The sequence below is a fragment of the Pantoea sp. USHLN256 genome, from assembly GCF_037149875.1.
Classification (GTDB): Bacteria; Pseudomonadota; Gammaproteobacteria; order Enterobacterales; family Enterobacteriaceae; genus Pantoea; species Pantoea nemavictus.
The window spans coordinates 205517-231166 of the sequence record NZ_JBBCQO010000001.1 but is presented as its reverse complement, the minus strand read 5'-3'; the positions used below and the strand labels follow the sequence as shown (position 1 = coordinate 231166).

The 25650-nt window shown below is 55.8% G+C and carries 22 protein-coding genes; 19 read left to right on the top strand and 3 right to left on the bottom strand.

Annotated elements, in window-relative coordinates; all coding sequences use genetic code 11:
• Nucleotides 1-94 precede the first annotated feature (94 nt).
• The 6 genes from WFL93_RS01095 to cheZ all read left to right on the top strand — a co-directional run bounded on the left by WFL93_RS01095 (nucleotide 95) and on the right by cheZ (nucleotide 6794).
• Nucleotides 95-1756 (top strand): methyl-accepting chemotaxis protein, encoded by a 1662-nt coding sequence (locus tag WFL93_RS01095; RefSeq protein WP_336777090.1) that lies wholly within the window; start codon nucleotides 95-97, stop codon nucleotides 1754-1756.
• A gap of 253 nt (nucleotides 1757-2009) precedes the next feature.
• On the top strand, nucleotides 2010-3689 hold the full coding sequence (locus tag WFL93_RS01090; protein ID WP_049851852.1) for a methyl-accepting chemotaxis protein: 1680 nt from the start codon (nucleotides 2010-2012) through the stop codon (nucleotides 3687-3689).
• A 103-nt stretch (nucleotides 3690-3792) separates the two neighbouring features.
• Nucleotides 3793-4668, top strand: coding sequence for a protein-glutamate O-methyltransferase CheR (gene cheR, locus WFL93_RS01085; protein WP_007892559.1), 876 nt, complete (start codon nucleotides 3793-3795; stop codon nucleotides 4666-4668).
• On the top strand, nucleotides 4665-5714 hold the full coding sequence (locus tag WFL93_RS01080; RefSeq protein WP_049851851.1) for a protein-glutamate methylesterase/protein-glutamine glutaminase: 1050 nt from the start codon (nucleotides 4665-4667) through the stop codon (nucleotides 5712-5714). Before cheR ends, WFL93_RS01080 begins: the two co-directional genes overlap by 4 nt.
• Before the next feature lie 39 nt (nucleotides 5715-5753).
• Nucleotides 5754-6143, top strand: coding sequence for a chemotaxis response regulator CheY (gene cheY, locus WFL93_RS01075; RefSeq protein ID WP_007892562.1), 390 nt, complete (start codon nucleotides 5754-5756; stop codon nucleotides 6141-6143).
• A gap of 9 nt (nucleotides 6144-6152) precedes the next feature.
• On the top strand, nucleotides 6153-6794 hold the full coding sequence (gene cheZ / locus WFL93_RS01070) for a protein phosphatase CheZ (protein WP_336777089.1): 642 nt from the start codon (nucleotides 6153-6155) through the stop codon (nucleotides 6792-6794).
• Nucleotides 6795-6954: 160 nt separating this feature from the next.
• Here cheZ and WFL93_RS01065 read toward each other — a convergent pair whose 3' ends face one another.
• The gene (locus WFL93_RS01065) at nucleotides 6955-7758 is read right to left on the bottom strand and encodes a DeoR/GlpR family DNA-binding transcription regulator (protein ID WP_007892568.1); all 804 of its coding nucleotides are present in this window, start codon (nucleotides 7756-7758) and stop codon (nucleotides 6955-6957) included.
• A gap of 378 nt (nucleotides 7759-8136) precedes the next feature.
• On the opposite strand from WFL93_RS01065, the gene WFL93_RS01060 reads away from it, so the two are divergent.
• From WFL93_RS01060 to WFL93_RS01030, 7 genes are all read left to right on the top strand, one after another.
• Nucleotides 8137-8934: a GolD/DthD family dehydrogenase gene (locus WFL93_RS01060; RefSeq protein ID WP_007892569.1), complete on the top strand. Its 798-nt coding sequence runs from the start codon at nucleotides 8137-8139 to the stop codon at nucleotides 8932-8934.
• A 56-nt stretch (nucleotides 8935-8990) separates the two neighbouring features.
• Nucleotides 8991-9926 (top strand): D-ribose ABC transporter substrate-binding protein, encoded by a 936-nt coding sequence (locus WFL93_RS01055; RefSeq protein ID WP_007892571.1) that lies wholly within the window; start codon nucleotides 8991-8993, stop codon nucleotides 9924-9926.
• A 42-nt stretch (nucleotides 9927-9968) separates the two neighbouring features.
• The gene (locus WFL93_RS01050) at nucleotides 9969-10580 is read left to right on the top strand and encodes a DUF2291 family protein (RefSeq protein ID WP_007892572.1); all 612 of its coding nucleotides are present in this window, start codon (nucleotides 9969-9971) and stop codon (nucleotides 10578-10580) included.
• Between the two features lie 9 nt (nucleotides 10581-10589).
• Nucleotides 10590-12122 carry a sugar ABC transporter ATP-binding protein gene (locus tag WFL93_RS01045; RefSeq protein WP_007892575.1) on the top strand — a complete coding sequence of 511 codons (1533 nt, stop codon included), beginning with the start codon at nucleotides 10590-10592 and terminating at the stop codon, nucleotides 12120-12122.
• Between the two features lie 20 nt (nucleotides 12123-12142).
• Nucleotides 12143-13210 carry an ABC transporter permease gene (locus WFL93_RS01040; protein ID WP_336777088.1) on the top strand — a complete coding sequence of 356 codons (1068 nt, stop codon included), beginning with the start codon at nucleotides 12143-12145 and terminating at the stop codon, nucleotides 13208-13210.
• Nucleotides 13211-13221: 11 nt separating this feature from the next.
• Nucleotides 13222-14019, top strand: coding sequence for a glucose 1-dehydrogenase (locus WFL93_RS01035; RefSeq protein WP_007892580.1), 798 nt, complete (start codon nucleotides 13222-13224; stop codon nucleotides 14017-14019).
• A gap of 170 nt (nucleotides 14020-14189) precedes the next feature.
• Nucleotides 14190-15626, top strand: a complete 1437-nt coding sequence (locus tag WFL93_RS01030; protein ID WP_336777087.1) for a YchO/YchP family invasin — start codon at nucleotides 14190-14192, stop codon at nucleotides 15624-15626.
• An 82-nt stretch (nucleotides 15627-15708) separates the two neighbouring features.
• Here the strand turns inward: WFL93_RS01030 and WFL93_RS01025 are convergent, their stop codons facing one another.
• On the bottom strand, nucleotides 15709-16782 hold the full coding sequence (locus tag WFL93_RS01025; protein WP_007892586.1) for a porin OmpC: 1074 nt from the start codon (nucleotides 16780-16782) through the stop codon (nucleotides 15709-15711).
• Nucleotides 16783-17660: 878 nt separating this feature from the next.
• On the opposite strand from WFL93_RS01025, the gene WFL93_RS01020 reads away from it, so the two are divergent.
• The 6 genes from WFL93_RS01020 to spy all read left to right on the top strand — a co-directional run bounded on the left by WFL93_RS01020 (nucleotide 17661) and on the right by spy (nucleotide 24639).
• Entirely contained in the window at nucleotides 17661-18881 is a 1221-nt protein-coding gene (locus tag WFL93_RS01020; protein ID WP_180823475.1) for an aspartate aminotransferase family protein, read from the top strand.
• The gene (gene astA, locus WFL93_RS01015; protein WP_049851847.1) at nucleotides 18878-19909 is read left to right on the top strand and encodes an arginine N-succinyltransferase; all 1032 of its coding nucleotides are present in this window, start codon (nucleotides 18878-18880) and stop codon (nucleotides 19907-19909) included. Before WFL93_RS01020 ends, astA begins: the two co-directional genes overlap by 4 nt.
• Nucleotides 19906-21372: a succinylglutamate-semialdehyde dehydrogenase gene (gene astD, locus WFL93_RS01010; RefSeq protein ID WP_007892595.1), complete on the top strand. Its 1467-nt coding sequence runs from the start codon at nucleotides 19906-19908 to the stop codon at nucleotides 21370-21372. Before astA ends, astD begins: the two co-directional genes overlap by 4 nt.
• Nucleotides 21372-22700, top strand: coding sequence for an N-succinylarginine dihydrolase (gene astB, locus WFL93_RS01005; RefSeq protein ID WP_336777086.1), 1329 nt, complete (start codon nucleotides 21372-21374; stop codon nucleotides 22698-22700). Before astD ends, astB begins: the two co-directional genes overlap by 1 nt.
• A gap of 45 nt (nucleotides 22701-22745) precedes the next feature.
• Nucleotides 22746-23741, top strand: a complete 996-nt coding sequence (astE, locus tag WFL93_RS01000) for a succinylglutamate desuccinylase (protein WP_180823477.1) — start codon at nucleotides 22746-22748, stop codon at nucleotides 23739-23741.
• Between the two features lie 400 nt (nucleotides 23742-24141).
• Nucleotides 24142-24639, top strand: coding sequence for an ATP-independent periplasmic protein-refolding chaperone Spy (gene spy / locus WFL93_RS00995; RefSeq protein WP_049851843.1), 498 nt, complete (start codon nucleotides 24142-24144; stop codon nucleotides 24637-24639).
• An 89-nt stretch (nucleotides 24640-24728) separates the two neighbouring features.
• On the opposite strand, the gene cho is transcribed toward spy, so the two are convergent.
• The gene (gene cho, locus WFL93_RS00990; RefSeq protein ID WP_336777085.1) at nucleotides 24729-25589 is read right to left on the bottom strand and encodes an excinuclease Cho; all 861 of its coding nucleotides are present in this window, start codon (nucleotides 25587-25589) and stop codon (nucleotides 24729-24731) included.
• Nucleotides 25590-25650: the final 61 nt, after the last annotated feature.

The window sequence follows — 25650 nt, the reverse complement described above, 5'->3', positions numbered from 1 at the left end:
CAGAGTTTTAATTTGTAAAGTCGCTTAAGCGCCCTGAAAAATTCAGAATATTGGTCGATAACGGGGATAGCCGAAACGCATTTCTGGAGATCCCATGTTAAAACGAATCAATGTAGTGACCAGTTTAATCGCCGTATTGCTGGTATTTGGTGCTTTACAGTTACTTTCGGGTGGCCTGTTCTGGTCCGCCTTGCAAAAAGATAAAGAGGCGTTTGCCGTTGCGCAGATCTCAACCAACAACGTAGGGGCGATGTCCGACGCCTGGATTGAATTAAACCAAACCCGCACGGTACTCAATCGCGCGATGTTGCGCATGCAGGGCAGCATGGCCGCGCAGGCCAACGGCGGCCAGCTGGGGGCGTTAATTGCGCAAACGGAAAAACAGCTCGATGTCGCTGCCGGCCACTATCAACGCTACTACGACTTGCCCGCCACGCCGGGCTTGCCGGAAGCGCTGCGCGATAAGCTGGAAGCGAACTATGCCGCCTTCAACAACGGGCTGAAAGCGATGCTGGAGCGCCTGAAAGCCAACGATCTGCAAGGCATGTTTGCGCAGAATATCGAAGCGAAACAGGTGGCGATGAAAGCCACCTACGAAGAGTGGCGTACTGCGCAAAGCGAACTGGCAGCAGAAGGTGTGGCGCAGAATCAGCGTGCCTTCCATACCATGATGTGGCTGCTGGCATCAGTGATGCTCGTAGTGGTTGCGGTGATTATCGGCTGCTGGTTTGGTTTACGCAGCGTGCTGATTCAGCCACTGCATCAGTTGCTGGGCCATATTCGTCACATCGCCGCGGGCGATCTCACCCAAACCATCGTGGTTGAGGGGCGAAATGAGATGAGCCAGCTGGCGGGTAGCCTGCATGAAATGCAGCAGTCGCTGGTCAGCACGGTGGGCAATGTGCGCGATGGTTCCGATGCCATTTTCACCGGTGCCAGTGAAATTGCCGCCGGTAATAACGATCTTTCGGCGCGTACCGAAGAGCAAGCCTCGTCACTGGAACAGACCGCAGCCAGCATGGAGCAGTTAACCGCTACCGTGAAACAGAACGCCGAAAACGCCCGTCAGGCCTCGCAACTGGCGCTCAGTGCATCCGATACCGCGCGCAAAGGCGGTGAAGTGGTCGATGGCGTGGTGCGTACCATGCAGGATATTGCCGGTAGCTCGAAGAAGATCGCCGACATTATCAGCGTCATTGATGGAATTGCCTTCCAGACCAACATCCTGGCACTCAACGCTGCGGTGGAAGCGGCTCGTGCCGGTGAGCAGGGGCGTGGTTTTGCCGTAGTGGCAGGCGAGGTGCGCAATCTGGCACAGCGCAGTGCGCAGGCGGCGAAAGAGATCAAAGGCTTGATTGAAGACTCGGTGAATCGCGTCAACAACGGCTCGCAGCTGGTGGGGACCGCCGGTGAAACCATGAATGATATCGTCGGCGCCGTCACACGCGTCACCGATATCATGGGTGAGATCGCGTCGGCATCCGATGAACAGAGCCGCGGTATCGATCAGGTGGGACAAGCGGTGACCGAGATGGATCGCGTCACGCAGCAGAACGCCTCGCTGGTGGAGGAGTCCGCCGCCGCCGCCGCGTCACTGGAAGAGCAGGCCAGTCGCCTGAGCCAGTCGGTATCGGTATTCCGCATTCCGCGTGCCGCTCAGGTGCCACCCGCTAAAGCCACCCTCGCCCGTCAGATCGCCAGCGCACCGCGCAAAGCAGCGGCGGCGGCGAGTGAGGGTAACTGGGAGACGTTTTAAGTTTCGGCGTCGCTGCCCCTCACCGCGGCCCTCTCCCGCAAGCGGGAGAGGGAGACGCTGCCATATGTTAGCGCGATCGGTTCCCTCTCCCACTTGTGGGAGAGGGTTAGGGTTAGGGTGAGGGACAGCGAGCACATCCCCTATTTATCCTTACTCCTCCTTAATTCCCGCTGGTCCAACCCCTGCGAACACACATAAAGATCCCCTCGCGCACGCCGATAACAGGAGCGATCCGCCAACCAATGAGGTGTTTATGTTTAGTCGTATTCGTGTTGTTTCCGGCTTGCTGTGCGTGCTGGCGCTGTTTGCCTTACTGCAGCTGTTTTCCGGGGGAGTGTTCTATTCCACGGTGAAAGCCGATAAAGATAATTTTGCCTACAACCAGCGTCTCAGCACGCTGCAACGGGCGATGGGCACCTCATGGGTATCGCTGGTTCAGGCGCGTAACACGCTGAACCGTGCGGGGATCCGTTACCTGCTGGATAGTCAGCAGGCGGGCTCGGGTGCGACCGTGAAAGATCTGGTGGCACTGGCGAGTGAGGAGTTGAAGAACGCTGATGCAGGTTTCGCCGAATTTAACGCCAATTTGTCTGAAAAGGGCAAAACGGCGGAAAACGTGCTGACGCTGCAGGCCAACTACAACGCCTATCGGGGGGCATTGGGTGAGTTGATTGATTTCCTCGGTAGCGGAAATTTCAAAGGATTTGTCGATCAACCGACGCAGGGATTCCAGGATAAGTTTGCCAAAGATTACAACGCCTGGCTGGGCTACAACATCGAGCTGGCTAATAAGGGCGTCGAAGCCAATAACGCGGCCTATACCCAATCAATCATGCTGGTGGTCGGCACGCTGCTGGTGACCTTGCTGGTGATTGCATTGGTGTGGAGCGGCATGCGTTCCGTGCTGATCCGTCCGCTGAAGCAGAGCATTGAGCATATCCGCCACATCGCGCGGGGTGACTTAACCCAGCAGGTGGAGATCAACGTGCGCAATGAGATGGGCGAACTGCTCACGTCACTGCAGGAGATGCAGCAAGCGCTGGCGCGTACGGTGCGTACCGTGCGTGATGGTTCTGATGCCATCTACACCGGTGCCAGCGAAATCGCTATGGGCAACAACGATCTCTCTTCGCGTACCGAGCAGCAAGCGGCTTCGCTGGAAGAGACCGCCGCCAGCATGGAGCAGCTCACCGCCACCGTGAAGCAGAACGCCGAGAATGCCCGCCAGGCCTCACAGCTGGCGTTGACGGCGTCTGAAACCGCGCAACAGGGCGGCAAAGTGGTGGATGGCGTAGTCACCACCATGAAAGAGATTACCGGTAGCTCGAAGAAAATCGCTGACATCATCAGCGTGATCGACGGTATCGCCTTCCAGACCAACATCCTCGCACTGAACGCCGCAGTAGAAGCCGCGCGCGCCGGTGAGCAGGGCCGTGGTTTTGCCGTGGTAGCCGGTGAGGTGCGCAGTCTGGCACAGCGCAGTGCTCAGGCGGCGAAAGAGATTAAAGGATTGATCGAAGATTCGGTCAGCCGCGTCAACACCGGTTCCGTGCTGGTGGAGAGCGCCGGGGAAACCATGACCAACATCGTCAATGCGGTGACGCGCGTTACCGACATCATGGGCGAAATCGCCTCGGCGTCGGACGAGCAGAGCCGAGGTATCGATCAGGTCGGTCTGGCGGTCAACGAGATGGATCGCGTGACTCAGCAGAACGCCGCGCTGGTTGAAGAGTCGGCGACTGCGGCAGCGGCGCTGGAAGATCAGGCCAGCCGACTGAAACAGTCGGTTGCGGTGTTCAATATTGGTAAAGAATTTGTCGTTCAGGCCGTTAACGTATCTACAGCGGCAAAAAATTTGCGTTCGGGAGCGCCAAAAGCCTTGGCACAACCGGCAGGCGCACGTAGCACAGACGATAACTGGGAAACCTTTTAATCCTTGTGGCCGCCGCAAGGCGGCCCATAAGCATGGCGCGACTGGCAGCACAGTAGCAACCGCAGTATCACAATTTAAACAGTTTGTTGCCGGGTGACCTGAAATGAAGAAATCGACGTTATTAGATCAAAGTGAAGCGACCACGCTGCTCTCGCAAATGGTGCAGCGCTTGCCGCTCTCAGATACTCATTTTCGTCGTATCAGCCAGCTGATTTATCAGCGAGCGGGCATTGTGCTGGCCGACCATAAGCGCGAGATGGTTTACAACCGTTTAGTGCGTCGTCTGCGCATGCTGAATATTGATGACTTTGGCCGCTATCTGGCGCTGCTGGAGCAGGACCAGAACAGTGCCGAGTGGCAGGCGTTTATTAACGCGTTGACCACCAACCTGACCTCTTTCTTCCGCGAGGCGCATCACTTTCCGATCCTCGCGGATCATGCGCGTAAGCGCACGGGTAATTACAGCGTCTGGAGCACCGCCGCCTCAACCGGCGAAGAGCCGTACTCCATCGCCATGACGCTGGCAGAAACGCTGGGTACCGGTCCGGGTAAGTTCCAGGTGCACGCCAGCGATATTGATACGCAGGTGCTTGAGAAAGCCGTGGCAGGCGTCTATCGCCAGGAAGAGCTGCGCACCTTGTCGCAGTCACAGCTGCAGCGCTTTTTCCTGCGCGGCACTGGCCCGCACGAAGGCATGGTGCGGGTGCGTTCTGACCTCGCCAACATGGTGAACTATTCGCAACTGAATTTACTGGCCAACGACTGGGCGTTGCCGGGTCCGTTCGACGCAATTTTTTGTCGCAACGTGATGATCTATTTCGATAAAGAGACGCAGGAACAGATTCTGCGCCGTTTCGTGCCCCTGCTGAAGCCCGGCGGCCTGCTGTTTGCCGGACACTCAGAGAACTTTAGTCAGATCAGCAAAGAGTTCTGGCTGCGTGGACAGACAGTCTATGGACTGAGCAAGGAAAGACGATGAGCAAAATCACCGTGATGTGCGTGGATGACTCTGCGCTAATGCGACAGTTGATGACGGAAATCATCAACAGCCATCCCGATATGGAGATGGTCGCGAGTGCGCCAGATCCGCTGGTGGCGCGGGATTTAATCAAACAGTACAACCCGCAGGTGTTGACGCTGGATGTGGAAATGCCGCGCATGGATGGCCTCGATTTCCTCGAGAAACTGATGCGCCTGCGTCCAATGCCGGTGGTGATGGTGTCATCGCTGACCGGTAAAGGATCCGAAGTGACGCTGCGCGCGCTGGAGCTGGGCGCGGTGGATTTTGTCACCAAGCCGCAGCTCGGCATTCGTGAAGGCATGCTGGCCTATAGCCAGATGATTGCCGACAAGATTCGCGCCGCAGCGCGCGCCAAACTGCATGCGCGTGCGGCCATGCCGATGCCGGTAACCTTGAAAGCCGGTCCGCTGTTGAGTAGTGAAAAGCTGATAGCCATTGGCTCATCCACCGGCGGCACCGAGGCGATTCGCCATGTGCTGCAGCCGCTGCCGGCCACCAGTCCGGCGCTGCTGATTACGCAACATATGCCGCCAGGCTTTACCCGCTCGTTTGCTGAGCGACTGAACAAGCTGTGCCAGATCACCGTAAAAGAGGCGGAAGACGGCGAGCGTATTCTGCCGGGCCATGCCTATATCGCGCCGGGCGCGATGCACATGGAGCTGGCGCGTAGCGGGGCGAACTACGTAGTGAAACTGAATGACGGTCCGCCGGTGAATCGACACAAGCCATCGGTTGATGTGCTGTTCCGTTCGGTGGCGGTCCATGCAGGACGAAATGCGGTGGGTGTGATCCTGACCGGGATGGGGAACGACGGCGCCGCCGGGATGCTGGAAATGCATCGCGCGGGCGCCTGGACCATCGCGCAGGATGAAGCCAGCTGTGTGGTATTTGGCATGCCGCGCGAAGCGATTGCGATGGGCGGCACCAGTGAAGTGGTCGATTTGGGCCACATCAGTCAGCACATGCTGGCGAAAATTAGCGCCGGACAGGCATTGCGAATTTAACGAGCCCGTCCTGCTGGACGAGACAACACAGGAGTAGATATGGCTGATAAAAATATGCGCTTTTTGGTGGTGGATGACTTCAATACGATGCGTCGTATCGTCCGTAACTTGCTGAAAGAGCTGGGATTCAATAACGTCGAAGAGGCAGAAGACGGCGTTGATGCGCTGACTAAACTGCGTGCGGGCGGCTTTGATTTCGTGGTGTCGGACTGGAACATGCCCAACATGGACGGTCTGGAACTGCTGCAGACCATTCGTGCTGATGCGGCGCTGAGTAAACTGCCGGTGCTGATGGTCACGGCGGAAGCGAAGAAAGAGAACATCATCGCGGCCGCGCAGGCGGGTGCCAGCGGCTACGTAGTGAAACCGTTCACTGCTGCCACGCTGGAAGAGAAGTTAGGCAAAATATTCGAAAAACTGGGTATGTAAGGAGATGTGATGAGCGACCTTCCGAAATCAACCGAAGAAGCCTCGGCACACGACATTATTACCCGCATCGGCTCACTGACGCGCATGCTGCGTGACAGTTTGCGTGAGCTGGGGTTAGACCAGGCGATTGCTGAAGCAGCGGAAGCGATTCCTGACGCGCGTGATCGTTTGGATTATGTTGTGCAAATGACGGCGCAAGCGGCTGAACGTGCGTTGAACTGCGTTGAAGCAGCGCAGCCACACCAGGACCAAATGGAAGCCAACGCCAACCAGCTGAAAGGCCGCTGGGACGCATGGTTTGAAAATCCGATTGAACTGACAGATGCGCGCGAGTTGGTTTCGGATACGCGCCAGTTCCTGACTGACGTTCCGGGACACACGTCGTACACCAATAAGCAGTTGCTCGAAATCATGATGGCGCAGGATTTCCAGGACCTTACCGGTCAGGTGATCAAGCGCATGATGGATGTGATCCAGGAGATCGAGCGTCAGTTGCTGATGGTGCTGCTGGAGAATATGCCAGAAGCGAACGCGGCAGCCCGTAAGGAAGCGACCAGCCTGTTAAATGGTCCGCAGATCCATGCCAATGCACCGGGCGTGGTGGCGAACCAGGATCAGGTTGATGACCTGCTGGATAGTTTAGGGTTTTAAGTACGCTGGCCCTCACCCTAACCCTCTCCCACAGGTGGGAGAGGGAACCGATCGAGCCTGCATGTGGGAGAGTAATTCGACTGAGCCTGCATGTGGCAGCGTCTCCCTCTCCCGCTTGCGGGTGAGGGACAACGCGCACGGCACCCATCCGTGCCAAACCTCACACAGCACGCCTGTGCGCCACCAACACCTGCACCCCCAACGCTTCAAACGCCGCGACCTGCGCCGGTGAAATCCCGCTATCGGTAATCAGATAGTGAATATGGCTCCAGTCGCACGGCAGGGCGAACATCGACACCTTATCAATCTTGCTGGAATCCGCTACCACGTAAACGGTGCTGGCCGATTTGATCATCGCCATCTTCACTTTGATATCGGTCTCGCTGGGAAAGCTCAGCCCCAAACGCGGCGAAATACAGGCGGTGGCGAGAAACAGCTTCTCCGCCAATACGTTTTCGAAAAAAGATGCCGCTTTCTCACCCGAGGTCGATAGCGTCGGGAACTTGAAGGTGCCGCCGGTCAGCAAAATATTAATCCCCGGTTCGCCGCCCAGCTTTAGCGCAATATTAACGGCAGTGGTAATCACTGACAGACGCCGAATATGACTAATCGCCTCGGCGATTGCCGTGGTAGTGGTGCCGGAATCGAAAATCACCGTATCGCCATTCTCAACATGCTGCGCGGCAAGGCGTCCAATCGCCTGTTTTTCGTCGAGATGCGTCTGGCGCTCCAGCAGCATTGCACCGCTATTTTGCTTACCGGTCATCAGCGTGGCGCCGCCGTGATAACGCTGCACATGACCCTCTTGCTGCAACATGCGCAGGTCGGTGCGGATGGTGGCTTCGGTCAGGCCAAAGGTATCGGTTAACGCTTTTACCGTGACGGTGCCGTCTTCGCGGATCATCTCCAGAATCTTCTCACGGCGAAGCTGCATATCAGCCAGCTGCTCAGTTTTGCTTTTCAATCGAAACGCTCCCTCTTTCCAATCACGGTCTGGTTTCGCCAATAAGGAAACCCGAGCTGATTTTACTCTGCGTTTTTGGTATTTGCGAGGCAGCTCGCAAGCTCGTAGATTTTCGAATGAAAATGAATGTTTGCTATGCGATTGATTTTGCACTAAGCCACTAGCAGCTCTCTCCATGCCTGGAAATACGGGATGCGGACATTATCAATGAAATCATAGTGATGTATTTTATTGCTGCGATTTGTATGAAATTTGATCTGCCCCACAAACCATTATTAATCGATAGCTTATATTTTTGTTCGAAAACCAATATTACTAAAACGATAACCCGGCCAGCGATAATCATCGCCGCAGCGTAATGATGAAAGGAGTAAGTGGATGAGTGGGGAATATGACGTCAACCTGCGCTACGGCGTGAACATTGAGCAGGACTTAAGCGGCAAAGTGGCGGTGGTCACCGGCGGCCTGGGCGGTATTGCCATGGCCAGTAACGCCATGCTGCTGGAGAAAGGGGCGCGGCTGGCGCTGCTCTATCCTCCATTCGAACGTGACAAAGTGGCTGATGTGCAGACGCAGTTTGCCGCCGATCGCGTGCTGCTGGTGTGCTGCGATGTCACCGATCCCGGCTCGGTGGATGCTGCCTTCAACCAGGTCGAACAGCATTATGGCCAGATTGATATCCTGGTGAACTGCGCCGGCTACGTGATGTTACAAGCGGTACTGGAGACCGATTTCGCCGAGTGGCAGAAACAGATCGCCGTGAATCTTACCGGCCCCTTTCTCTGCTCGCAGGCTGCCGGTAAACGCATGGTGCGTGCCGGCAACGGCGGCAAAATTATCAATATCGCCTCGCAGGCCGCCTCTATCGCCATCGATAACCACGTGGCTTACACCTCGGCCAAAGCGGGTCTGCTGGGCATGACCAAGGTGATGGCCAAAGAGTTTGCGCCGCATCGCATCAACGTAAATACCCTGTCGCCCACCGTAGTGCTGACGCCGATGGGGGAAAAAGCCTGGCGCGGAGAGAAGGGTGAAGAGATGAAAAAACTGATCCCACTCGGGCGCTTTGCCTATACCGACGAAATCGCCGCCGCGGTGCTGTTCTTCGCCAGTAACGGCAGCGACATGATCACCGGCGCAGATTTGATGATCGACGGTGGCTTTACCATCTGGTAAGGCCACGCCAACACCAGAACGGCTGACCCTGCACCTACAACAAAGAGAAAATCACCATGAAAAAACCCATCCTGCTGTTGACCGCTATTGCCAGTTGTCTGATCGCGCACGCCAGTTTGGCTGCCGAAAAAGGCACCATCATGATTCTGGTGAACTCACTGGATAACCCGTATTACGCCTCCGAAGCCAAAGGCGCCAACCTCAAAGCGCAGGAACTCGGCTACAAAACCAGCGTGCTGTCGCATGGCGAAGATGTGAAAAAGCAAAGTGAACTGATTGATGCCGCGATTGGCAAGAAAGTACAGGGCATCGTGCTGGATAACGCGGACTCCACCGCCAGCGTCGCCGCAATCAAAAAAGCCAAAGATGCCGGCATCCCGGTGGTACTGATCAACCGCGAGATCCCGGTGGATGACGTGGCGCTGGCGCAAATCACCCACAACAACTTCCAGGCCGGTTCCGATGTGGCCAACGTGTTTGTCGAGAAGATGGGCGAAAAGGGCAGCTACGCCGAACTCACCTGTAATCTCGCCGATAACAACTGCGTCACGCGTTCCAAATCCTTCCACCAGGTGCTCGATCAATACTCCGACATGAAAAGCGTCGCGCGTCAGGATGCCAAAGGCACGCTGATTGATGGTAAACGCATCATGGACAGCATCCTGCAGGCGCATCCGGATGTGAAAGGGGTGATCTGCGGCAACGGCCCGGTTGCGCTGGGGGCGATTGCGGCGCTGAAAGCGGCGGGTCGTAACGATGTCATCGTGGTCGGTATTGACGGCAGTAATGATGAGCGCGATGCGGTCGAGAAAGGCGATCTGAAAGCCACGGTGATGTTGCAGGCGCAAGCTATTGCCGCCCAGGGCGTAACCGATCTCGACAACTTTATTCAGAAAGGCACTAAACCTGAGAAGCAGCGCGTGATGTTCCGCGGCATTCTCATCACCCCAGATAACGCGAAAGGCGTGCAGGACTTTAACTTCAAGTCGTAATCAACGCGGTGCGCCCGTTCATCGGGCGCTCAGGAGAATGTGATGCACAGACGACTCTGGTTACTGCTACCTGTCGTGATCCTTAGCGGTTGCCGCATTGTGTCGCAGCAGGAGCTGGCCGACCTGAAAAATCCCCCCAATGCCAACATGGCCAACATCGCGCAGATGTGGCAGCAGAAGCTGGTGCCGCAGGTCGCTCATGAAGCCAGGCCGCTGGCAGAACTGATGAAGTCGCTGCAGTCGGCCAAAGATTTCGACAGTGCCTGTAAAAGCTACGGCTATCGCAGCCAGGATGAGAATCCCTGTGTATTTAGCGTCAGCCTGAGCGGAGAAGTGACGGCGCTGAATACCACCTCGCGCAGCGGCAAAATGACGGTGAAAGAGGTCTCGGGTGCCAGCGTCACGGTGCAAACCGGGCCGATAATTCGCGGCACCGCGCTGCGTGACGTGTATAAAGGCGCCAGCTATCAGGATTTCAACGATCAGGTGCTGTTTGGCGATTTCAATCGCGCTATCAATCAGCAGGCATCCGACATGATGCAGACGTTTAAGCCGAAAGTGGGCGACAAAGTGGCGATCGTCGGGGTGTTCAGCAGCTGGGATATTCCACAGCAGGCGCCTGACATTACACCGGCGCAAATCACCCGGCAATAAGGAGGGGCTATGTCGCAAATTCCGCCCGACGGGCCGCTGGATGTGATTATCGAGACGCGTAATGTGTCGCGACTCTATCCCGGCGTCACAGCGCTGGACCAGGTCAATTACCGCGTCTATCGCAACAAAGTCAACGTGTTGATTGGCGAAAACGGTGCGGGTAAATCCACCATGATGAAAATGCTGGCGGGCGTAGAGATCCCGTCCTCCGGCGACATTCTGCTGGACGGCGAGGTGGTATCGCTCAACTCCACGCATCAGGCAGAGAAACAGGGCATCAGCATTATCTTTCAGGAGCTAAACCTGTTTCCCAATATGAATGTGATGGACAACATTTTCATGGCCAATGAGTTTTTCCAGCGTGGCGTCATCAATGAGAAGTACCAGTATGAGCTGGCCAAAGCGCTGCTGCAGCGGCTGGAGCTGGATGTCGATCCCTATGCGCCACTGGCTGAGCTGGGTATCGGCCATCAGCAACTGGTGGAGATCGCGCGGGCGCTGTCCAAAGACACGCGCGTCCTGATTATGGATGAACCGACCAGCGCACTCAGCCAGTCTGAGGTGAAAGTGCTGTTTAACGTGATTGAGCAGCTCAAGCGGCGCGGCGTCACCATCATCTATATCTCGCACCGGCTGGAAGAGCTGATGGAAATTGGCGATCACATCACCATCTTCCGCGACGGACGCTTTATCAGCGAGCGTGAGGTGCGTGATGCTTCAATTCCCTGGATCATCGAGCAGATGGTGGGCGATAAGAAAAAGCATTTCGACTACCAACCGGCGGCGCAGGGTGCCACCGTCCTCAAGGTAAATGGGCTGACCGCGCTGCATCAAAACGGTGGCTACAAGCTTAATGATGTCTCATTTTCCCTGCGCAAAGGTGAGGTGATTGGCATCTACGGTTTGCTGGGCGCCGGGCGCACCGAGTTGTTTAAAGGGCTGATTGGCATGATGCATTGTCAATCGGGCAGTGTCAGCCTCAACGGGGAAGCGCTGGAGAAGCGCAGCTTTCAGCAGCGATTGAAAAAAGGGATTGCGCTGGTGCCGGAAGATCGCCAAACCGAAGGCGTGGTGCAGCTGATGTCGATCACCGCCAACATGACGCTCAGCGATCTCAGCCTGCGCGGGTTCCGCCGCGCGTGGCAGAGGCTCAATCCGCATAAAGAGCAGCGTCGCGTGGACGAAATGATTGGTCATCTGGCGATCAAAGTCAGCGATCCGGAGCTGCCGATCACGTCACTCAGCGGCGGTAATCAGCAAAAGGTGGTGTTGGGAAAAGCGCTGATGACCGGTCCACAAGTGGTGCTGCTCGATGAGCCTACGCGCGGCATCGACGTTGGGGCAAAAACGGATGTCTATCACCTGATTGGTCATCTGGCACAGCAGGGGCTGGCCGTGATGTTCTCATCTTCGGAACTGGATGAAGTGATGGCGCTGGCGGACCGCATTCTGGTGATGGCCGATGGCCGCATTACCGCTGATTTACCGCGCGCGGCGGCCACGCGTGAAGCCTTGATTAGCGCCTCAACGCCACATGACTGAGCCCGCTGGAGAGTGAAACGATGAATCAAAAATACCTAATCTACATGTACCTGTTGAAGGCGCGCACCTTTATTGCGTTATTAATCGTGGTGAGCTTCTTCAGCTTGATGGTGCCTAACTTTCTCACGACCTCAAACCTGCTGATCATGACGCAGCATGTGGCGATCACCGGGTTGCTGGCGATTGGTATGACGCTGGTGATTCTTACCGGCGGCATTGATCTTTCGGTGGGCGCGGTAGCGGGTATTTGCGGCATGGTGGCGGGTGCACTGCTCACCAATGGCGTACCGCTGTGGGGCGGCAATGTGCTGTTTTTTAATGTGCCTGAAGTGATTCTGGTGGTGGCGCTGTTCGGCGTTGCGCTGGGACTGATTAATGGTGCGGTGGTGACACGACTTGGCGTGGCGCCCTTTATCTGTACGCTCGGCATGATGTACATCGCGCGCGGTGCGGCGCTGCTGTTCAACGACGGCAGCACTTACGCCAACCTCGTCGGCACACCGGCGTTGGGCAATACCGGCTTTGCCTTGCTTGGTTCGGGTTCGGTGCTGGGCGTGTATATCCCGATTTGGCTGATGCTGGGTTTTCTGCTGCTGGGCTTATACCTGACGCGTAAAACGCCGCTCGGTCGTTATATCTACGCCACCGGCGGCAACGAATCGGCGGCGCGGCTGGCTGGCGTGCCAATCATCAAGGTTAAAGTGTTTGTCTATGCCTTTTCCGGCTTGTGTGCCGCGCTGGTCGGCTTGATCGTGGCGTCGCAGCTGCAAACCGCCCACCCGATGACCGGCAACATGTTCGAGATGGACGCTATCGGTGCCACGGTATTAGGCGGCACGGCGCTGGCGGGCGGCCGTGGTCGGGTGTCCGGCTCGATTATCGGCGCTTTCGTCATCGTGTTCCTCGCCGATGGCATGGTGATGATGGGCGTCAGTGATTTCTGGCAGATGGTGATTAAAGGCCTGGTGATAGTTACTGCGGTGGTGATCGACCAGTTCCAGCAAAAATTACAAAGTAAGGTGGTGCTGCTGCGCAGACATGAAAAAAAGCAGCAATCGGCCGCCCTGCCTGAAGCGATACATGGATAACAGGAGGCAATATGACACGCGATTTTAGTGGTAAGACGGTGGTGATTACCGGAGCATGCCGCGGCATTGGGGCGGGCATTGCGGCTCGCTTCGCCCGCGACGGTGCGAGGTTGGTGATGGTGTCAAATGCTGAACGCGTCTTTACTACCGCGCAGGCCATCGAACAGCAGTTTGGCAGTGAGATTCTGGCGCTGCAGGTGGATGTCACCAATGAGACTGAGGTACAGCAGCTCTATCAGCAGGCTGCGGAGCGCTTTGGCAGCATTGATGTGTCGATTCAAAATGCCGGCGTGATCACCATCGATCGCTTTGATTCGATGCCGAAAAGCGATTTCGATAAGATCCTGGCGGTGAATACCACCGGCGTCTGGCTGTGCTGTCGCGAAGCGGCAAAATATATGGTGAAGCAGGGCAGCGGTAGCCTGATTAACACCTCTTCGGGTCAGGGACGTCAGGGCTTTATCTATACGCCTCACTACGCCGCCAGCAAGATGGGGGTAATTGGTATTACGCAGAGCCTGGCGCTGGAGTTGGCGCCGTGGCACATCACGGTGAATGCCTTCTGTCCCGGCATTATCGAGAGTGAAATGTGGGACTATAACGATCGCGTATGGGGTGAGATTCTCAGTAGCGATAAAAAGCAGTATGGCAAAGGCGAGTTGATGGCGGAGTGGGTGGAGAACATCCCGCTGAAGCGCGCGGGTCAGCCGGAAGATGTTGCCGGTTTAGTGGCGTTTCTCGCCTCGGATGATGCGCGATACATCACCGGGCAGACCATTAACGTGGACGGCGGGTTGATCTTTTCCTGATGTTTTCCCCAAGTGCGCATCAATGCGCACCCTACTAAACCGCGGTCGATTCGGTATTGTCTTAAACAAAACAAGACATTGCCTGCACACAGGTCAGAATGTGCTAGGGTAAACTTATGCAGTTTTGTGAGCTACCTCTAATTCTGAGTCGGGTTGATCCCTTTTTTGCTATGTTGCCTACTTTGTTTTCACCTAAATCCTTGCGGTATGTCTCCGGTATTTCCGCACTCGCCGTCGCTGCGCCAGCGCTGGCGTTGATCTCTGATACTAAACTCTCCGATGCGCCGTTTAGCGATCCCGCACGTTTCCAGAAAATGGCCGATCAGTTACCGGCATTGGGTTATCAGGACGAGACCGAGACGTTTAACAAAAAGCTGGCGACCATTGCGAAAAGCATCGGTGAAGCCAGTCAGAATAGCACCGACGAAAATTCGTTAGGTCAGCAGGCGGGTCTTTGGGCCTTCAATCATTTCCGCGATGAAGTGGGGAATCGACTGGTTAATGAAGGCCAGTCGCTGCTTTCACCGTACGGCAACGCACAGATCGACTTCAACGTGGATATCGACGGTAACTTTAACGGCAGCGGTGCCTCGCTGTTGACGCCGTGGGCGGATAACTACCGCTATCTGACCTTTAGTCAGATGGGGTTTCATCAAACCGATGATGGGCTGGTGGGCAATTTTGGCCTTGGTCAGCGCTGGGTGACAGGTAAATGGCTGCTGGGCTATAACGGCTTTGTTGATCGTATGTTCAGTAGCGGACAGCAACGCGCTTCGCTCGGTACCGAAGCCTGGGGCGATTACCTGCGTTTTTCCGCCAATTATTACACGCCGTTATCTGGCTGGCAGGATCGCGATCCGTTCCAGCAGCAACGCCTGGCGCGCGGCTACGATTTCACTACGCAAGGCTATCTGCCGCAGTATCGTCAACTGGGTGCTTCGGTAAGCTGGCAGCAATATCTCGGCGATTACGTTGATCTGTTTAGCTCCGGCAATCGCTACCACAATCCGTCGGCGCTGACCTTTGGCGTGACCTATACGCCAGTGCCGTTGGTGACGCTGTCGGCCAGTCATAAAACCAGCGATAGCGGAGAGAGCCAGGATCAGCTGGGTCTGCGCCTCAACTATCGCTTCGGCGTAGCGCTCAGCCAGCAGTTAAGTCCGGACAACGTGGCGGCGGCGCACTCGCTGCGCGGCAGTCGCTACGATAACGTGACGCGCACCAATACGCCGGTGCTGGAATTCCGCCAGCGTAAGACGCTGTCGGTATTCCTCGCTACGCCGCCGTGGCAGTTGAAGGGTGGGGAAAGCTTGCCGCTGAAACTGCAGATTCGCAGTACTAATCCGATCGCCAAAGTGATGTGGCAGGGTGATACCCAGGCGCTGAGCCTGACGCCGGGCGCCAACCCGAACGATCCACAAGGCTGGAGTGTTATCTTGCCGGCCTGGGACAGTTCACCCGGTGCTCGCAACAGTTATCGCTTGTCGGTGCAGTTAGAAGACAGTAAACAGAATCATGTGACTTCGAATGAGATTGTTCTGCAGCTGCAACCGCCGTTCTCGCTGGATCAGGGTGATGACGAGCGTTTCAATTTGATGGCGCCGTAAGCGCAATAAAAAGGGCAGCTTACGCTGCCCTTTGCTCATCTTCAGCCGACACTAGCCGAAGATGCAATGAGGGAACTGCAACTTAGAACTGGTACACCAGACCGACAGCCACAACATCATCTTTCGGAATGGCTAAAGCATTGTCATCTTTCAGCAGGTTGATTTTGTATTCGCTGTAGACCGACATGTTTTTGTTGAAGTAGTAGGTTCCGCCAACACCAATGTATTTAACGATATCAACATCGCCAATACCTTCCACGTCTTTGGCTTTAGAGGATACGTAGCCGATAGAAGGGCGCAGGCCGTTCAGGAACTGATACTGTGCAACCGCTTCAAAGTTGACGGCTTTGTTAGCAAAACCACCGGTGATTGGCGTGGCGTTCTGCGTTTCACCGTAGATGGTTGCCAGATAAATCTGGTTGGCGTCATATTTCACACCGGCAGTCCAGTGCTGCGCTTTCTCGCCGTCGCCGCGCGCGGCCAGGTTCTGCGCATTGGTACGATCCAGGCTGGCGTATGCACCCAGCAGGCTCAGACCGAAATCGAAATCATAGGAAGTAGAGAGCGCGTAACCATCGCCATTTGAACGACGTACTGCAACACTCGCATCGCTACGATCGTTTTTACCTTCATACTGCGCCGCAACGTTCCAGCCTTTCACCAGACCGAAGAAATCTTTGTTGCGCCATGTCAGCACGCCACCTGAGCGGCCAGACAGGAACGCATCGGTATAACCGGAATCACCGCCGAAGAATGGCAGCATATCGGTAACACCCAGCACGTCATAAATCAGGCCGTAGTTACGACCGTAATCAATCGAGCCAAATTGACCAAACTTCAAGCCTGCAAAGCCCAGACGGGTTTTGTTACCGGTGTTAGCATCGCTGCCTTCTGAGTTGCTCAGGCTGTACTGATACTGCCATTGACCATAGCCAGTCAGTTGGTCACTGATTTTGGTTTCGCCTTTAAAGCCCAGACGGGTGTAAGACGAGTTGTCGCCATTTGCCGCATCGTTATCAGAGAACAAATGCGAGACGTTAATTTTGCCGGTCAGATCCAGCTTGTTACCATCTTTATTGTAGATTTCGGCGGCCTGAGCCGAAGAAATTCCCAGCAGTAAAGGCATCACTGCTGCCAGTAAGGAGCGCTTCATCATTTAATTTTTACCCTGTGATATTTTTTAATTTTATCCCCAAGGTTGGGGTGAAAAGAAAATGACACAAAAGGTTCAAGATCTATAGTGCAATATATGTAACTAAATATTTCCAGTTGGCTTTTTGTGTGATTTTTAATCTTTAATTCCATTATGTGGAATCTTATATTGGTTAAACTTATCTATTAATGGTTGAGGTAATTGATGAACTTAATATGCAGGAGGTTGATTAATAAGCGTTTTATGAAATTAAAAGAAGCGTAAACATTGTGGCTATCATGTTCCTGAAATAGCACAAGCCTATGCATTATTGTTCAATAGCAAATATCTGAATCCAGCTAATCATTAGCAGGGTAATTACTTGGTACATGGCTTTGTGTCTGGTTATTTCCATTCTGATAATAACCTTGGTCACGAAATGTTATTTAGCCTTAATTTAAGATTTGTTCCTGGTTAAATAATATCCAGTGGCGTTATTGAGATGTTAAAACGAATGTAAGACGCCCCCGCACAAAGCTGCACACTTTGGGCACTTCACTGCACCAATCCGGTTCATAACGCCCCAAAAAAGGGCTTTCAAAGCGCTATTTTGGCGAATTATTTCCTGCGCGATCACAAAAGCAATATTTCATTTTGTAGATGCATAAATCCGCTAAATAAATTGCTGCGACAGCGTCGGCATCAGACATTTATTCACTTTTTATGCATTAAGTGTGAATAGTGATAGCGGTTAAGTTGTTGATATTCCGTTGTGGTAAGACGTTTATGCATTTTAACCGCTGGCTGGCACGCTAACTGCAATATACATTAGAGCGGTCACTTAACATTTTTAACAAATTTAAAACAAAGGCTTCGCGGGTTGTGAAGCAGGAGAAAGGGCTATGTCACTGCAGGTTTCACGTCAAAATTTTGATCAATGGATGATGCCAGTTTATGCACCCGCAGCGTTTGTTCCGGTGCGTGCCGAAGGTTCAACGCTCTGGGATCAGCAGGGGAAAGAGTATATCGACTTCGCCGGTGGCATTGCGGTTAACGCCTTAGGTCATGCCCATCCCGCTTTACAGCAGGCCCTGACTGAACAAGCGGGCAAATTGTGGCATACCGGTAATGGCTACACCAATGAGCCTATTCTACGCCTTGCCAAACAGCTGATTGATGCCACGTTTGCCGATCGCGTGTTCTTCTGTAACTCCGGCGCCGAAGCGAATGAAGCGGCGTTGAAGCTGGCGCGTAAAACCGCACACGATCGTTTCGGTGCGGAGAAAAATGGCATCGTGGCTTTTAAAAATGCGTTCCACGGCCGCACGCTGTTTACCGTGACAGCGGGCGGGCAGCCGGCCTATTCACGTGATTTTTCCCCACTGCCTCCGGCCATTGACCATGCGGTGTTCAACGATCTGGCCTCGGCAGCGGCGCTGATTAATGACCAAACCTGCGCGGTGATCGTTGAGCCGATTCAAGGTGAAGGCGGCGTGCTGCCTGCCGATCCCTCTTTCCTGCGCGGCCTGCGTGAACTTTGCGATAAACATCATGCCGTGCTGATTTTTGATGAAGTGCAGAGCGGCGTGGGTCGTACCGGTTCGCTGTATGCCTACATGCATTACGGCGTGACGCCCGATGTGCTGACTACGGCAAAAGCGCTGGGCGGCGGCTTCCCCATTGGCGCGATGCTAACGCGGGAAGATTTAGCCCAGATTATGGGCGTGGGCACCCACGGCACCACCTACGGCGGCAATCCGCTGGCGGGCGCCGTGGCGGGCAAAGTGATGGAGCTGATTAACCAGCCGGACTTCATGGCGGGCGTTGCCGAGCGTCATCAGTGGTTTGTTGCCGCGTTGCAAGAGCTGAACCAGCGTCTGCCGGTGTTTAAAGAAGTGCGCGGACTCGGGCTGCTGATTGGGGCGGTACTGAACGACGACTTCGCCGGTAAAGCCAAACAGTTCAACCTCACCGCCGCTGAAGAGGGCGTGATGGTGCTGATTGCCGGTGCGAACGTAGTGCGATTTGCGCCGGCGCTCAACATCAGCGAACGCGAAGTGAAAGAGGGTCTGGCGCGCTTCGAACGTGCCTGTGAACGCGTGCTCAAAGGAGCCACATCATGATGGTGATTCGCCCCGTCGAACGTGACGATCTTGCGCAGTTGTTGTCGCTGGCGGGCAAAACCGGGGGCGGCTTAACCTCGCTGCCCGCGGATAGCGATACGCTCAAAGCGCGTATTGAGCGTTCGCTGCTCACCTGGCAAGGTGCGCTGCCGCGCGCCGAACAAGGCTATGTATTTGTATTGGCTGATAGCGAGGACAATCGCGCCGTCGGTATCTGCGCCATTGAAGTCGCGGTTGGCTTACAGGATCCCTGGTATAACTTCCGCGTCGGCACCCAGGTACACGCGTCGAAAGAGCTTAACGTCTATGCCAGCTTGCCCACGCTGTCACTGTGCAACGACCATACCGGCAGTAGCGAGATGTGCACGCTGTTTCTCGATCCTGACTACCGCGATGGCAAAAATGGCTATCTGTTGTCGAAATCGCGCTTTCTGTTTATGGCCAACTTCCGCGATCGCTTTATGAAACGTGTGGTGGCGGAAATGCGTGGCGTCAGCGATGACAACGGACACTCGCCATTCTGGGACAGCGTGGGCAGCCGCTTCTTCTCTATGGAGTTCAGCAAGGCGGATTTCCTCAGCGGCACCGGCCAGAAAGCCTTTATCGCCGAGCTGATGCCGAAACATCCGCTCTACATTGACTATCTGTCCGAGGCGGCGCAGAAGGTGATTGGCGAAGTGCATCCGAAAACGGCGCCAGCGCGCGCGGTGCTTGAGGCAGAAGGCTTCCGCTATCTCAACTACATCGACATCTTCGACGGCGGCCCAACGCTGGAGTGCGAGATCGATCGCATTCGTGCGATTCGTAAAAGTCGACTGCTGACCGCGCAACCGGGTTCAGCGGATGAAAAGTGGCCGCTATGTCTGGTGGCGAATGCCGATTACCAACATTTTCGCGTGGCGCTGCTGCCGGTCGACATGGCTTCCGGCATTGTGTGCCTCAATGAGAGCCAGCGCGCGGCGCTGCAGTGTAAACATGGCGATGAACTGCGTGTGGTCACGCTGTGTCGCGAGGAGAAAAAAGCATGACGCATTTTATTCAGGGTCAATGGTTGACCGGCGGCGCGGACGCCTTTAGCAAACAAAATCCGGTAACCGGTGAAACGCTATGGCAGGGTAAGGCAGCCTCGGGATCGCAAGTGGCTGCGGCCTGTGAAGCGGCGCGCGCGGCATTTCCGCTGTGGGCGAGAAAGCCCTTTGCAGAACGTCAGGCGCTGGTAGAGGGTTTTGCGCGTCTGCTTGAAAGCCATAAAACGGCACTGGCAGAAACTATCGCTCAGGAAACCGGCAAGCCGCGCTGGGAAACGCTGACCGAAGTGCAGGCGATGATCAATAAAATCGCCATTTCAATTAAGGCTTATCACAGCCGCACCGGCGAACAGGCCGACGGCGAGAGCTCATTACGCCATCGGCCGCACGGCGTGCTGGCGGTGTTTGGCCCCTACAATTTCCCTGGGCATCTGCCGAATGGTCATATCGTCCCGGCGTTGCTGGCCGGTAACTGCGTGGTGTTTAAACCGAGCGAACTGACGCCGATGACGGCGCAGAAAACCGTTGAGCTGTGGGAACAGGCGGGCTTGCCGGCGGGTGTCATCGCGCTGGTGCAGGGCGGTCGCGAAACCGGCCAGGCGTTGGCGAATGAGCCGCAGATTGATGGCCTGCTGTTTACCGGTAGCGCGGCCACCGGCTATCACCTGCATCGCCAGTTTGCCGGTCAGCCAGATAAGATGCTGGCGCTGGAGATGGGCGGTAACAATGCGCTGATTGTGGAGGAGCCTTCTGACGTGGAGGGTGCGGTGCATATCGCCATTCAGTCGGCGTTTATTACCGCCGGACAGCGCTGCACCTGCGCGCGTCGTCTGCTGGTGAAACGCGGCGCGGCGGGGGATGCGTTCCTGCAGCGTTTGATTGAGGTGACGGCGCGCCTGCAGCCGGGCGCGTGGAACGCCGAGCCACAACCCTTTATGGGCAGCGTGATTTCGCCAACAGCCGCTGGACATATTTTTGCCGCCTGGCAGCAGCAGGTTGAACAGGGCGGAAAAGTGCTGCTGGGTATGCACTGGCCGGATCGTGACAGCGCCATTATTACCCCGGGCATCATTGACGTTACCGAGATCAATGACTTAGCGGATGAAGAAGTGTTTGGCCCGCTGCTGCAGGTGATTCGCTACGACCGCTTCGAGCAGGCGATCGCCATCGCCAATAACACCCGCTATGGCCTGTCGTGTGGTTTGATCTCACCGCAGCGCGCGCAGTTCGATCAGCTGCTGCTGGAAGCGCGCGCCGGTATCGTTAACTGGAATAAACCGCTCACCGGCGCTGCCAGTACCGCACCGTTTGGCGGCATTGGCGCTTCGGGTAACCATCGTGCCAGCGCCTGGTACGCCGCCGATTACTGCGCATGGCCCATGGCATCGCTTGAAAGTCCCGCTATGGCGCTGCCGGGCAGCTTATCGCCGGGCCTCGATTTCTCGCCGCAGGGAGCCAAATAATGAAAGCCTTTGAAGCCAATTTTGATGGGCTGGTCGGCCTGACGCACCATTACGCTGGGTTGTCGTTTGGCAATGAAGCTTCGACGCGCAATCAGCTGCAGCCTTCCAACCCGCGCCTGGCGGCGAAACAGGGCTTATTGAAGATGAAAGCGCTGGCGGATATGGGCTACGTGCAGGGCGTGATTCCACCGCATGAACGGCCCAATCTGCCGCTGCTGCGCCAGCTGGGCTTCAGCGGTAGCGATGAGCAGGTGTTGGCGCAAGCGGCGCAACACGCGCCGCAGCTGTTATCGGCGGCCAGTTCGGCCTCGGCCATGTGGGTAGCGAATGCGGCGACGGTTTCTCCGTCGGCCGACAGCGGCGATGGGCGCGTGCATTTTACCGTCGCTAACCTCAATAACAAATTCCACCGGGCGATTGAAGCGCCAGAAACCGCCGATCTGCTGCGCGCCATCTTCCGCAATCCTCAGCACTTTAGCGTGCACGACGCGCTGCCGCAGGTGGCGCAGTTTGGCGATGAGGGCGCGGCAAATCACAATCGCTTCGGCAGCGATTACGGCGATGCCGGGGTGCAGCTGTTTATCTACGGTCGCGACGGCCAGCAGCAGGGTGCGACACCGGCACGTTATCCGGCACGACAAACGCGCGAAGCCAGCGAAGCGGTGGCGCGTTTACATCAGCTTCAAGGCGATCGCACGCTGTTCGCTCAGCAGAATCCTGCGGTGATCGATCAGGGCGTGTTTCATAACGACGTGATTGCGGTGAGCAATCAGCAGGTGTTGTTCTGCCATCAGGATGCGTTTGTTAATCAACCGCAGCTGCTGAACGATCTCGCCGCGCGCGTCAGCGGTTTTCAGCCGATTGAGGTGCCACGAGATAAAGTGTCGGTCACCGATGCAGTGAACACTTATCTGTTTAACAGCCAGTTATTGCAACGTGCAGAGGGCGGCATGCTGCTGGTGTTACCGGAGGAGTCGCGTCAGCATCCTGGCGTGTGGCGCTACCTTACAGAGCTGGTAGAGAGCGGCGGACCGATTCGGGAACTTAAGGTATTTGACCTGCGTGAAAGCATGTTCAACGGCGGCGGACCGGCCTGCTTACGTTTGCGCGTGGTATTGACCGAAACCGAGCGTCAGGCGCTGAATCCGGCGGTGCTGATGAACGATCGCCTGTTTACTACCCTTAACCATTGGGTTGATCGGCACTATCGCGATCGCTTAACCCAGGCCGATTTAGCCGATCCGCAACTGCTGCGTGAAGGGCGCACCGCGCTGGATGAGCTGACGCAGCTGCTAGACTTAGGCAGTGTCTACGCGTTTCAGCGTTAACGCCGGGGCGAGAGGTTCGCCCCACGTCGTTAAAAAGGAGTGAACATGCAGGATTTTTTACAGCAGACCTTGTCTGGTGAACCGCCACAGCAGCGAGAAGGGAGCAATGACCATCTCAGTTGGCAATGGCACAACGAGGGGCTGATGTCCCTCACGCCGCATACTCCAACGCAGCAGGCGCTGGTGCTTTCTGCGGGGATTCACGGTAATGAAACTGCGCCAGTCGAAATTCTCAATCTGTTACTGACGCCGCTACTCAAGGGCGAAAAGCCGCTGGCAGTGCGCTTGCTGGTTATTTTGGGCAATCCCGCAGCGTTACGCAGCGGCAAGCGCTATCAGCAGCACGATATCAATCGTCTGTTTGGCGGCCGCTGGCAGCAGGTGGCCGATGTCCCCGAAGCGCAGCGCGTGCTGCAGCTGGAGCAAGAGCTGGAGAGTTTCTGGCGCGCCTGTCTCGACCATGAAGTGCGCTGGCATCTCGATCTGCATACCGCGATTCGTGGTTCGTATCATGCGCGATTTGGCGTGATGCCCCTGAATCCCAATCCGTGGCCTGAGGACTTTATGCACTGGCTGGCGGCGGCAGAAATGGAAGCGCTGGTGTTCCATCGTTCACCGGGCGGGACCTTTACCCATTACAGCTGCGAACATCACGATGCGGCGAGCTGCACGCTGGAACTTGGCAAAGCGCTGCCGTTTGGTGAAAACGATCTTAGCCAGTTTAGCGGGGTGCAGCAGGCGCTGGCAGCCTTGCTGTATGGCGATGTCTTGCCGGAGGTCCGCGAACAACCGCGCCATTATCGCGTGTCGCAGCAACTCACCCGGCACGGTGATAAGTTTGTCCTGCATATGGGACCGGAAACCTTGAACTTCACCGCTTTCCCGCAGGGAACGTTACTGGCGGAAGAGGGGGAGCGGCGTTACTTCGTGCAGCAAGCGCGGGAGTATGTATTGTTTCCCAATCCCAACGTGGCGCCGGGATTACGCGCCGGATTGATGCTGGTGGAAGAGAATGAACAGACGCAGGCGCTGGCGCTCTGATTTGCCCTCACCCCAGCCCTCTCCCGCAAGCGGGCGAGGGAGCCGAACGTGCGGTCTGAAGATCCATCCGTCGCTCCACCTAATCATTCCCTCTCCCGCTTGCGGGAGAGGGTTAGGGTGAGGGAAAGTAGTACTAACGATCCTGTGCATATTCCGCTATCTGAAAACCGACAATACCGTTACACTCCTCCTTAATTCCTGCGTTTTTCCTTTGATTGTCATAAACTTTTTCAATTCTTCACGCATTTCTTCTCTTTCCCTCCATGATTGCCTGAACTCTGTCTTTTATGCTTTCAGGGCTTTACTCAGCCTCTGAGTAGTTGACGTTCAGCGTCGTATGCTTGTTTCCGAAGACGCGACACAGGCTGTCGTCATTAAACTGATAAATAAGGACAATATTATGCGTAAATTAACTTCTGTGTTCCTGGCTACCGCAATGGCACTGGGTGCCGCCAATATCGTCCATGCAGCGGCAGACAACCTGACTCCGCCACCCGCGGGCAGTGAAAAACCGATGCATAAGCCGCCGATGCGCCATCACGGCATGGAGATGATGTTCAAAGGCCTTAACCTGACTGATGCGCAGAAAGCGCAGATCAAAACCATCCTGCGTGATGGCCATAAAGATATGAAGCGTCCGTCGCTGGAAGAGCGTCGCGCTGACCACAGCATCATCGCTTCAGATACCTTTGACCGGGCCAAAGCTGAGGCGCAGGCCGAGAAGATGACCGCGAATGCGAAAGATCGCGCTCTGCAGATGATGGAGACTCAGAACAAAATTTATAACGTGCTGACACCTGAACAGAAGAAACAGTACAACGCGAACTTTGAGAAGCGCTTAACCGAGAAAGGTCCGCACGATGGCAAAACGCCGCCACCGCCGGCTGATGCTGAATAAGTTCTTTCGCTAACTGAATAGAGACCGCCGACGTTGTCCACTGCTTTCGATTTTGCATCGATACTTTGGGCAACGTCGGCGGTTTTGTTTTACAGCTCAATCAGCGGGAACACGCCCGATAGCAGCGGGCGACAAAGGATTTTATAGCCGTCATGATCGAAGCCGTGCGAGGCGCGCTGCAGCTGGCGTGCTTCGGCTTCGCTGCTCACCGACCCCAGCCAAAACCAGTGATCGATCACATGGATCTGCGTGATATCTGCACCGCGTTCAACCATGCCAACCGGGCCTTGCCATGGCCAACACATGATGCGCATCTGCTCTAACGCGGCATGCAAACGCTGCTGATGCTCAGCGACCGACTCCCGGCCACAGCAGGCACCCGCGCAGCGCTTAAGGGCGGCACGAAAACAGCCGCGCCCTGGACGCAAAGACTCCAGCCCCAGCAAACCGTGACACAGGCGTTGCTCATCGGCGATGGTTTTCAGCTTCTCCAGCGCGGCAAACCGACTGCGAAACAGGCCGTACAGATTGGGTGAACGCGAGAAGTCGAGATCTTTGGCATACACCACCTGCGGTGTACCCTCGCCTAACTGCAGCGAGCAGAGCTGACGATTTTTGCGCAGACGCTTGTTGAACAGCGGCTGCTGGGTTTTGATCATCTGCGCTTCCAGCAACTGCGCGCCCACATCGCCGGCGGTGGGGATCCAGCTAACGCGCCGCGCCTGACGCAGCATGCTGGCTTCATCTGGCGTGCGAAAATGCGCCATTACCCGACTACGCAGGTTGACGCTTTTGCCGATATACAGCGGCAGATTTTCGCTTTCACCGTGAAAGGTATACACGCCCGGCTGATTGGGTAAGCCTTCCAGCCACTGACGTAGATGTTCAGGATATTGATAGATTGCTGCCGCATCGAAATCGAGGCGGTGGCTGGCTGCACGTCTGACCAAAGCACACTCCGATTACTGGTTGTCCATCCAGTGTATCAAACTGTGCTTTTTCTCGCCAGTC

What these genes read in the sequence shown, in the direction of transcription:
- WFL93_RS01095 (WP_336777090.1), top strand. Translation starts at nt 95, where the DNA reads ATGTTAAAACGAATCAATGTAGTGACCAGTTTAATCGCCGTATTGCTG.
- WFL93_RS01090 (WP_049851852.1), top strand. Translation starts at nt 2,010, where the DNA reads ATGTTTAGTCGTATTCGTGTTGTTTCCGGCTTGCTGTGCGTGCTGGCG.
- cheR (WP_007892559.1), top strand. Translation starts at nt 3,793, where the DNA reads ATGAAGAAATCGACGTTATTAGATCAAAGTGAAGCGACCACGCTGCTC.
- WFL93_RS01080 (WP_049851851.1), top strand. Translation starts at nt 4,665, where the DNA reads ATGAGCAAAATCACCGTGATGTGCGTGGATGACTCTGCGCTAATGCGA.
- cheY (WP_007892562.1), top strand. Translation starts at nt 5,754, where the DNA reads ATGGCTGATAAAAATATGCGCTTTTTGGTGGTGGATGACTTCAATACG.
- cheZ (WP_336777089.1), top strand. Translation starts at nt 6,153, where the DNA reads ATGAGCGACCTTCCGAAATCAACCGAAGAAGCCTCGGCACACGACATT.
- WFL93_RS01060 (WP_007892569.1), top strand. Translation starts at nt 8,137, where the DNA reads ATGAGTGGGGAATATGACGTCAACCTGCGCTACGGCGTGAACATTGAG.
- WFL93_RS01055 (WP_007892571.1), top strand. Translation starts at nt 8,991, where the DNA reads ATGAAAAAACCCATCCTGCTGTTGACCGCTATTGCCAGTTGTCTGATC.
- WFL93_RS01050 (WP_007892572.1), top strand. Translation starts at nt 9,969, where the DNA reads ATGCACAGACGACTCTGGTTACTGCTACCTGTCGTGATCCTTAGCGGT.
- WFL93_RS01045 (WP_007892575.1), top strand. Translation starts at nt 10,590, where the DNA reads ATGTCGCAAATTCCGCCCGACGGGCCGCTGGATGTGATTATCGAGACG.
- WFL93_RS01040 (WP_336777088.1), top strand. Translation starts at nt 12,143, where the DNA reads ATGAATCAAAAATACCTAATCTACATGTACCTGTTGAAGGCGCGCACC.
- WFL93_RS01035 (WP_007892580.1), top strand. Translation starts at nt 13,222, where the DNA reads ATGACACGCGATTTTAGTGGTAAGACGGTGGTGATTACCGGAGCATGC.
- WFL93_RS01030 (WP_336777087.1), top strand. Translation starts at nt 14,190, where the DNA reads ATGTTGCCTACTTTGTTTTCACCTAAATCCTTGCGGTATGTCTCCGGT.
- WFL93_RS01025 (WP_007892586.1), bottom strand. Translation starts at nt 16,782, where the DNA reads ATGATGAAGCGCTCCTTACTGGCAGCAGTGATGCCTTTACTGCTGGGA.
- WFL93_RS01020 (WP_180823475.1), top strand. Translation starts at nt 17,661, where the DNA reads ATGTCACTGCAGGTTTCACGTCAAAATTTTGATCAATGGATGATGCCA.
- astA (WP_049851847.1), top strand. Translation starts at nt 18,878, where the DNA reads ATGATGGTGATTCGCCCCGTCGAACGTGACGATCTTGCGCAGTTGTTG.
- astD (WP_007892595.1), top strand. Translation starts at nt 19,906, where the DNA reads ATGACGCATTTTATTCAGGGTCAATGGTTGACCGGCGGCGCGGACGCC.
- astB (WP_336777086.1), top strand. Translation starts at nt 21,372, where the DNA reads ATGAAAGCCTTTGAAGCCAATTTTGATGGGCTGGTCGGCCTGACGCAC.
- astE (WP_180823477.1), top strand. Translation starts at nt 22,746, where the DNA reads ATGCAGGATTTTTTACAGCAGACCTTGTCTGGTGAACCGCCACAGCAG.
- spy (WP_049851843.1), top strand. Translation starts at nt 24,142, where the DNA reads ATGCGTAAATTAACTTCTGTGTTCCTGGCTACCGCAATGGCACTGGGT.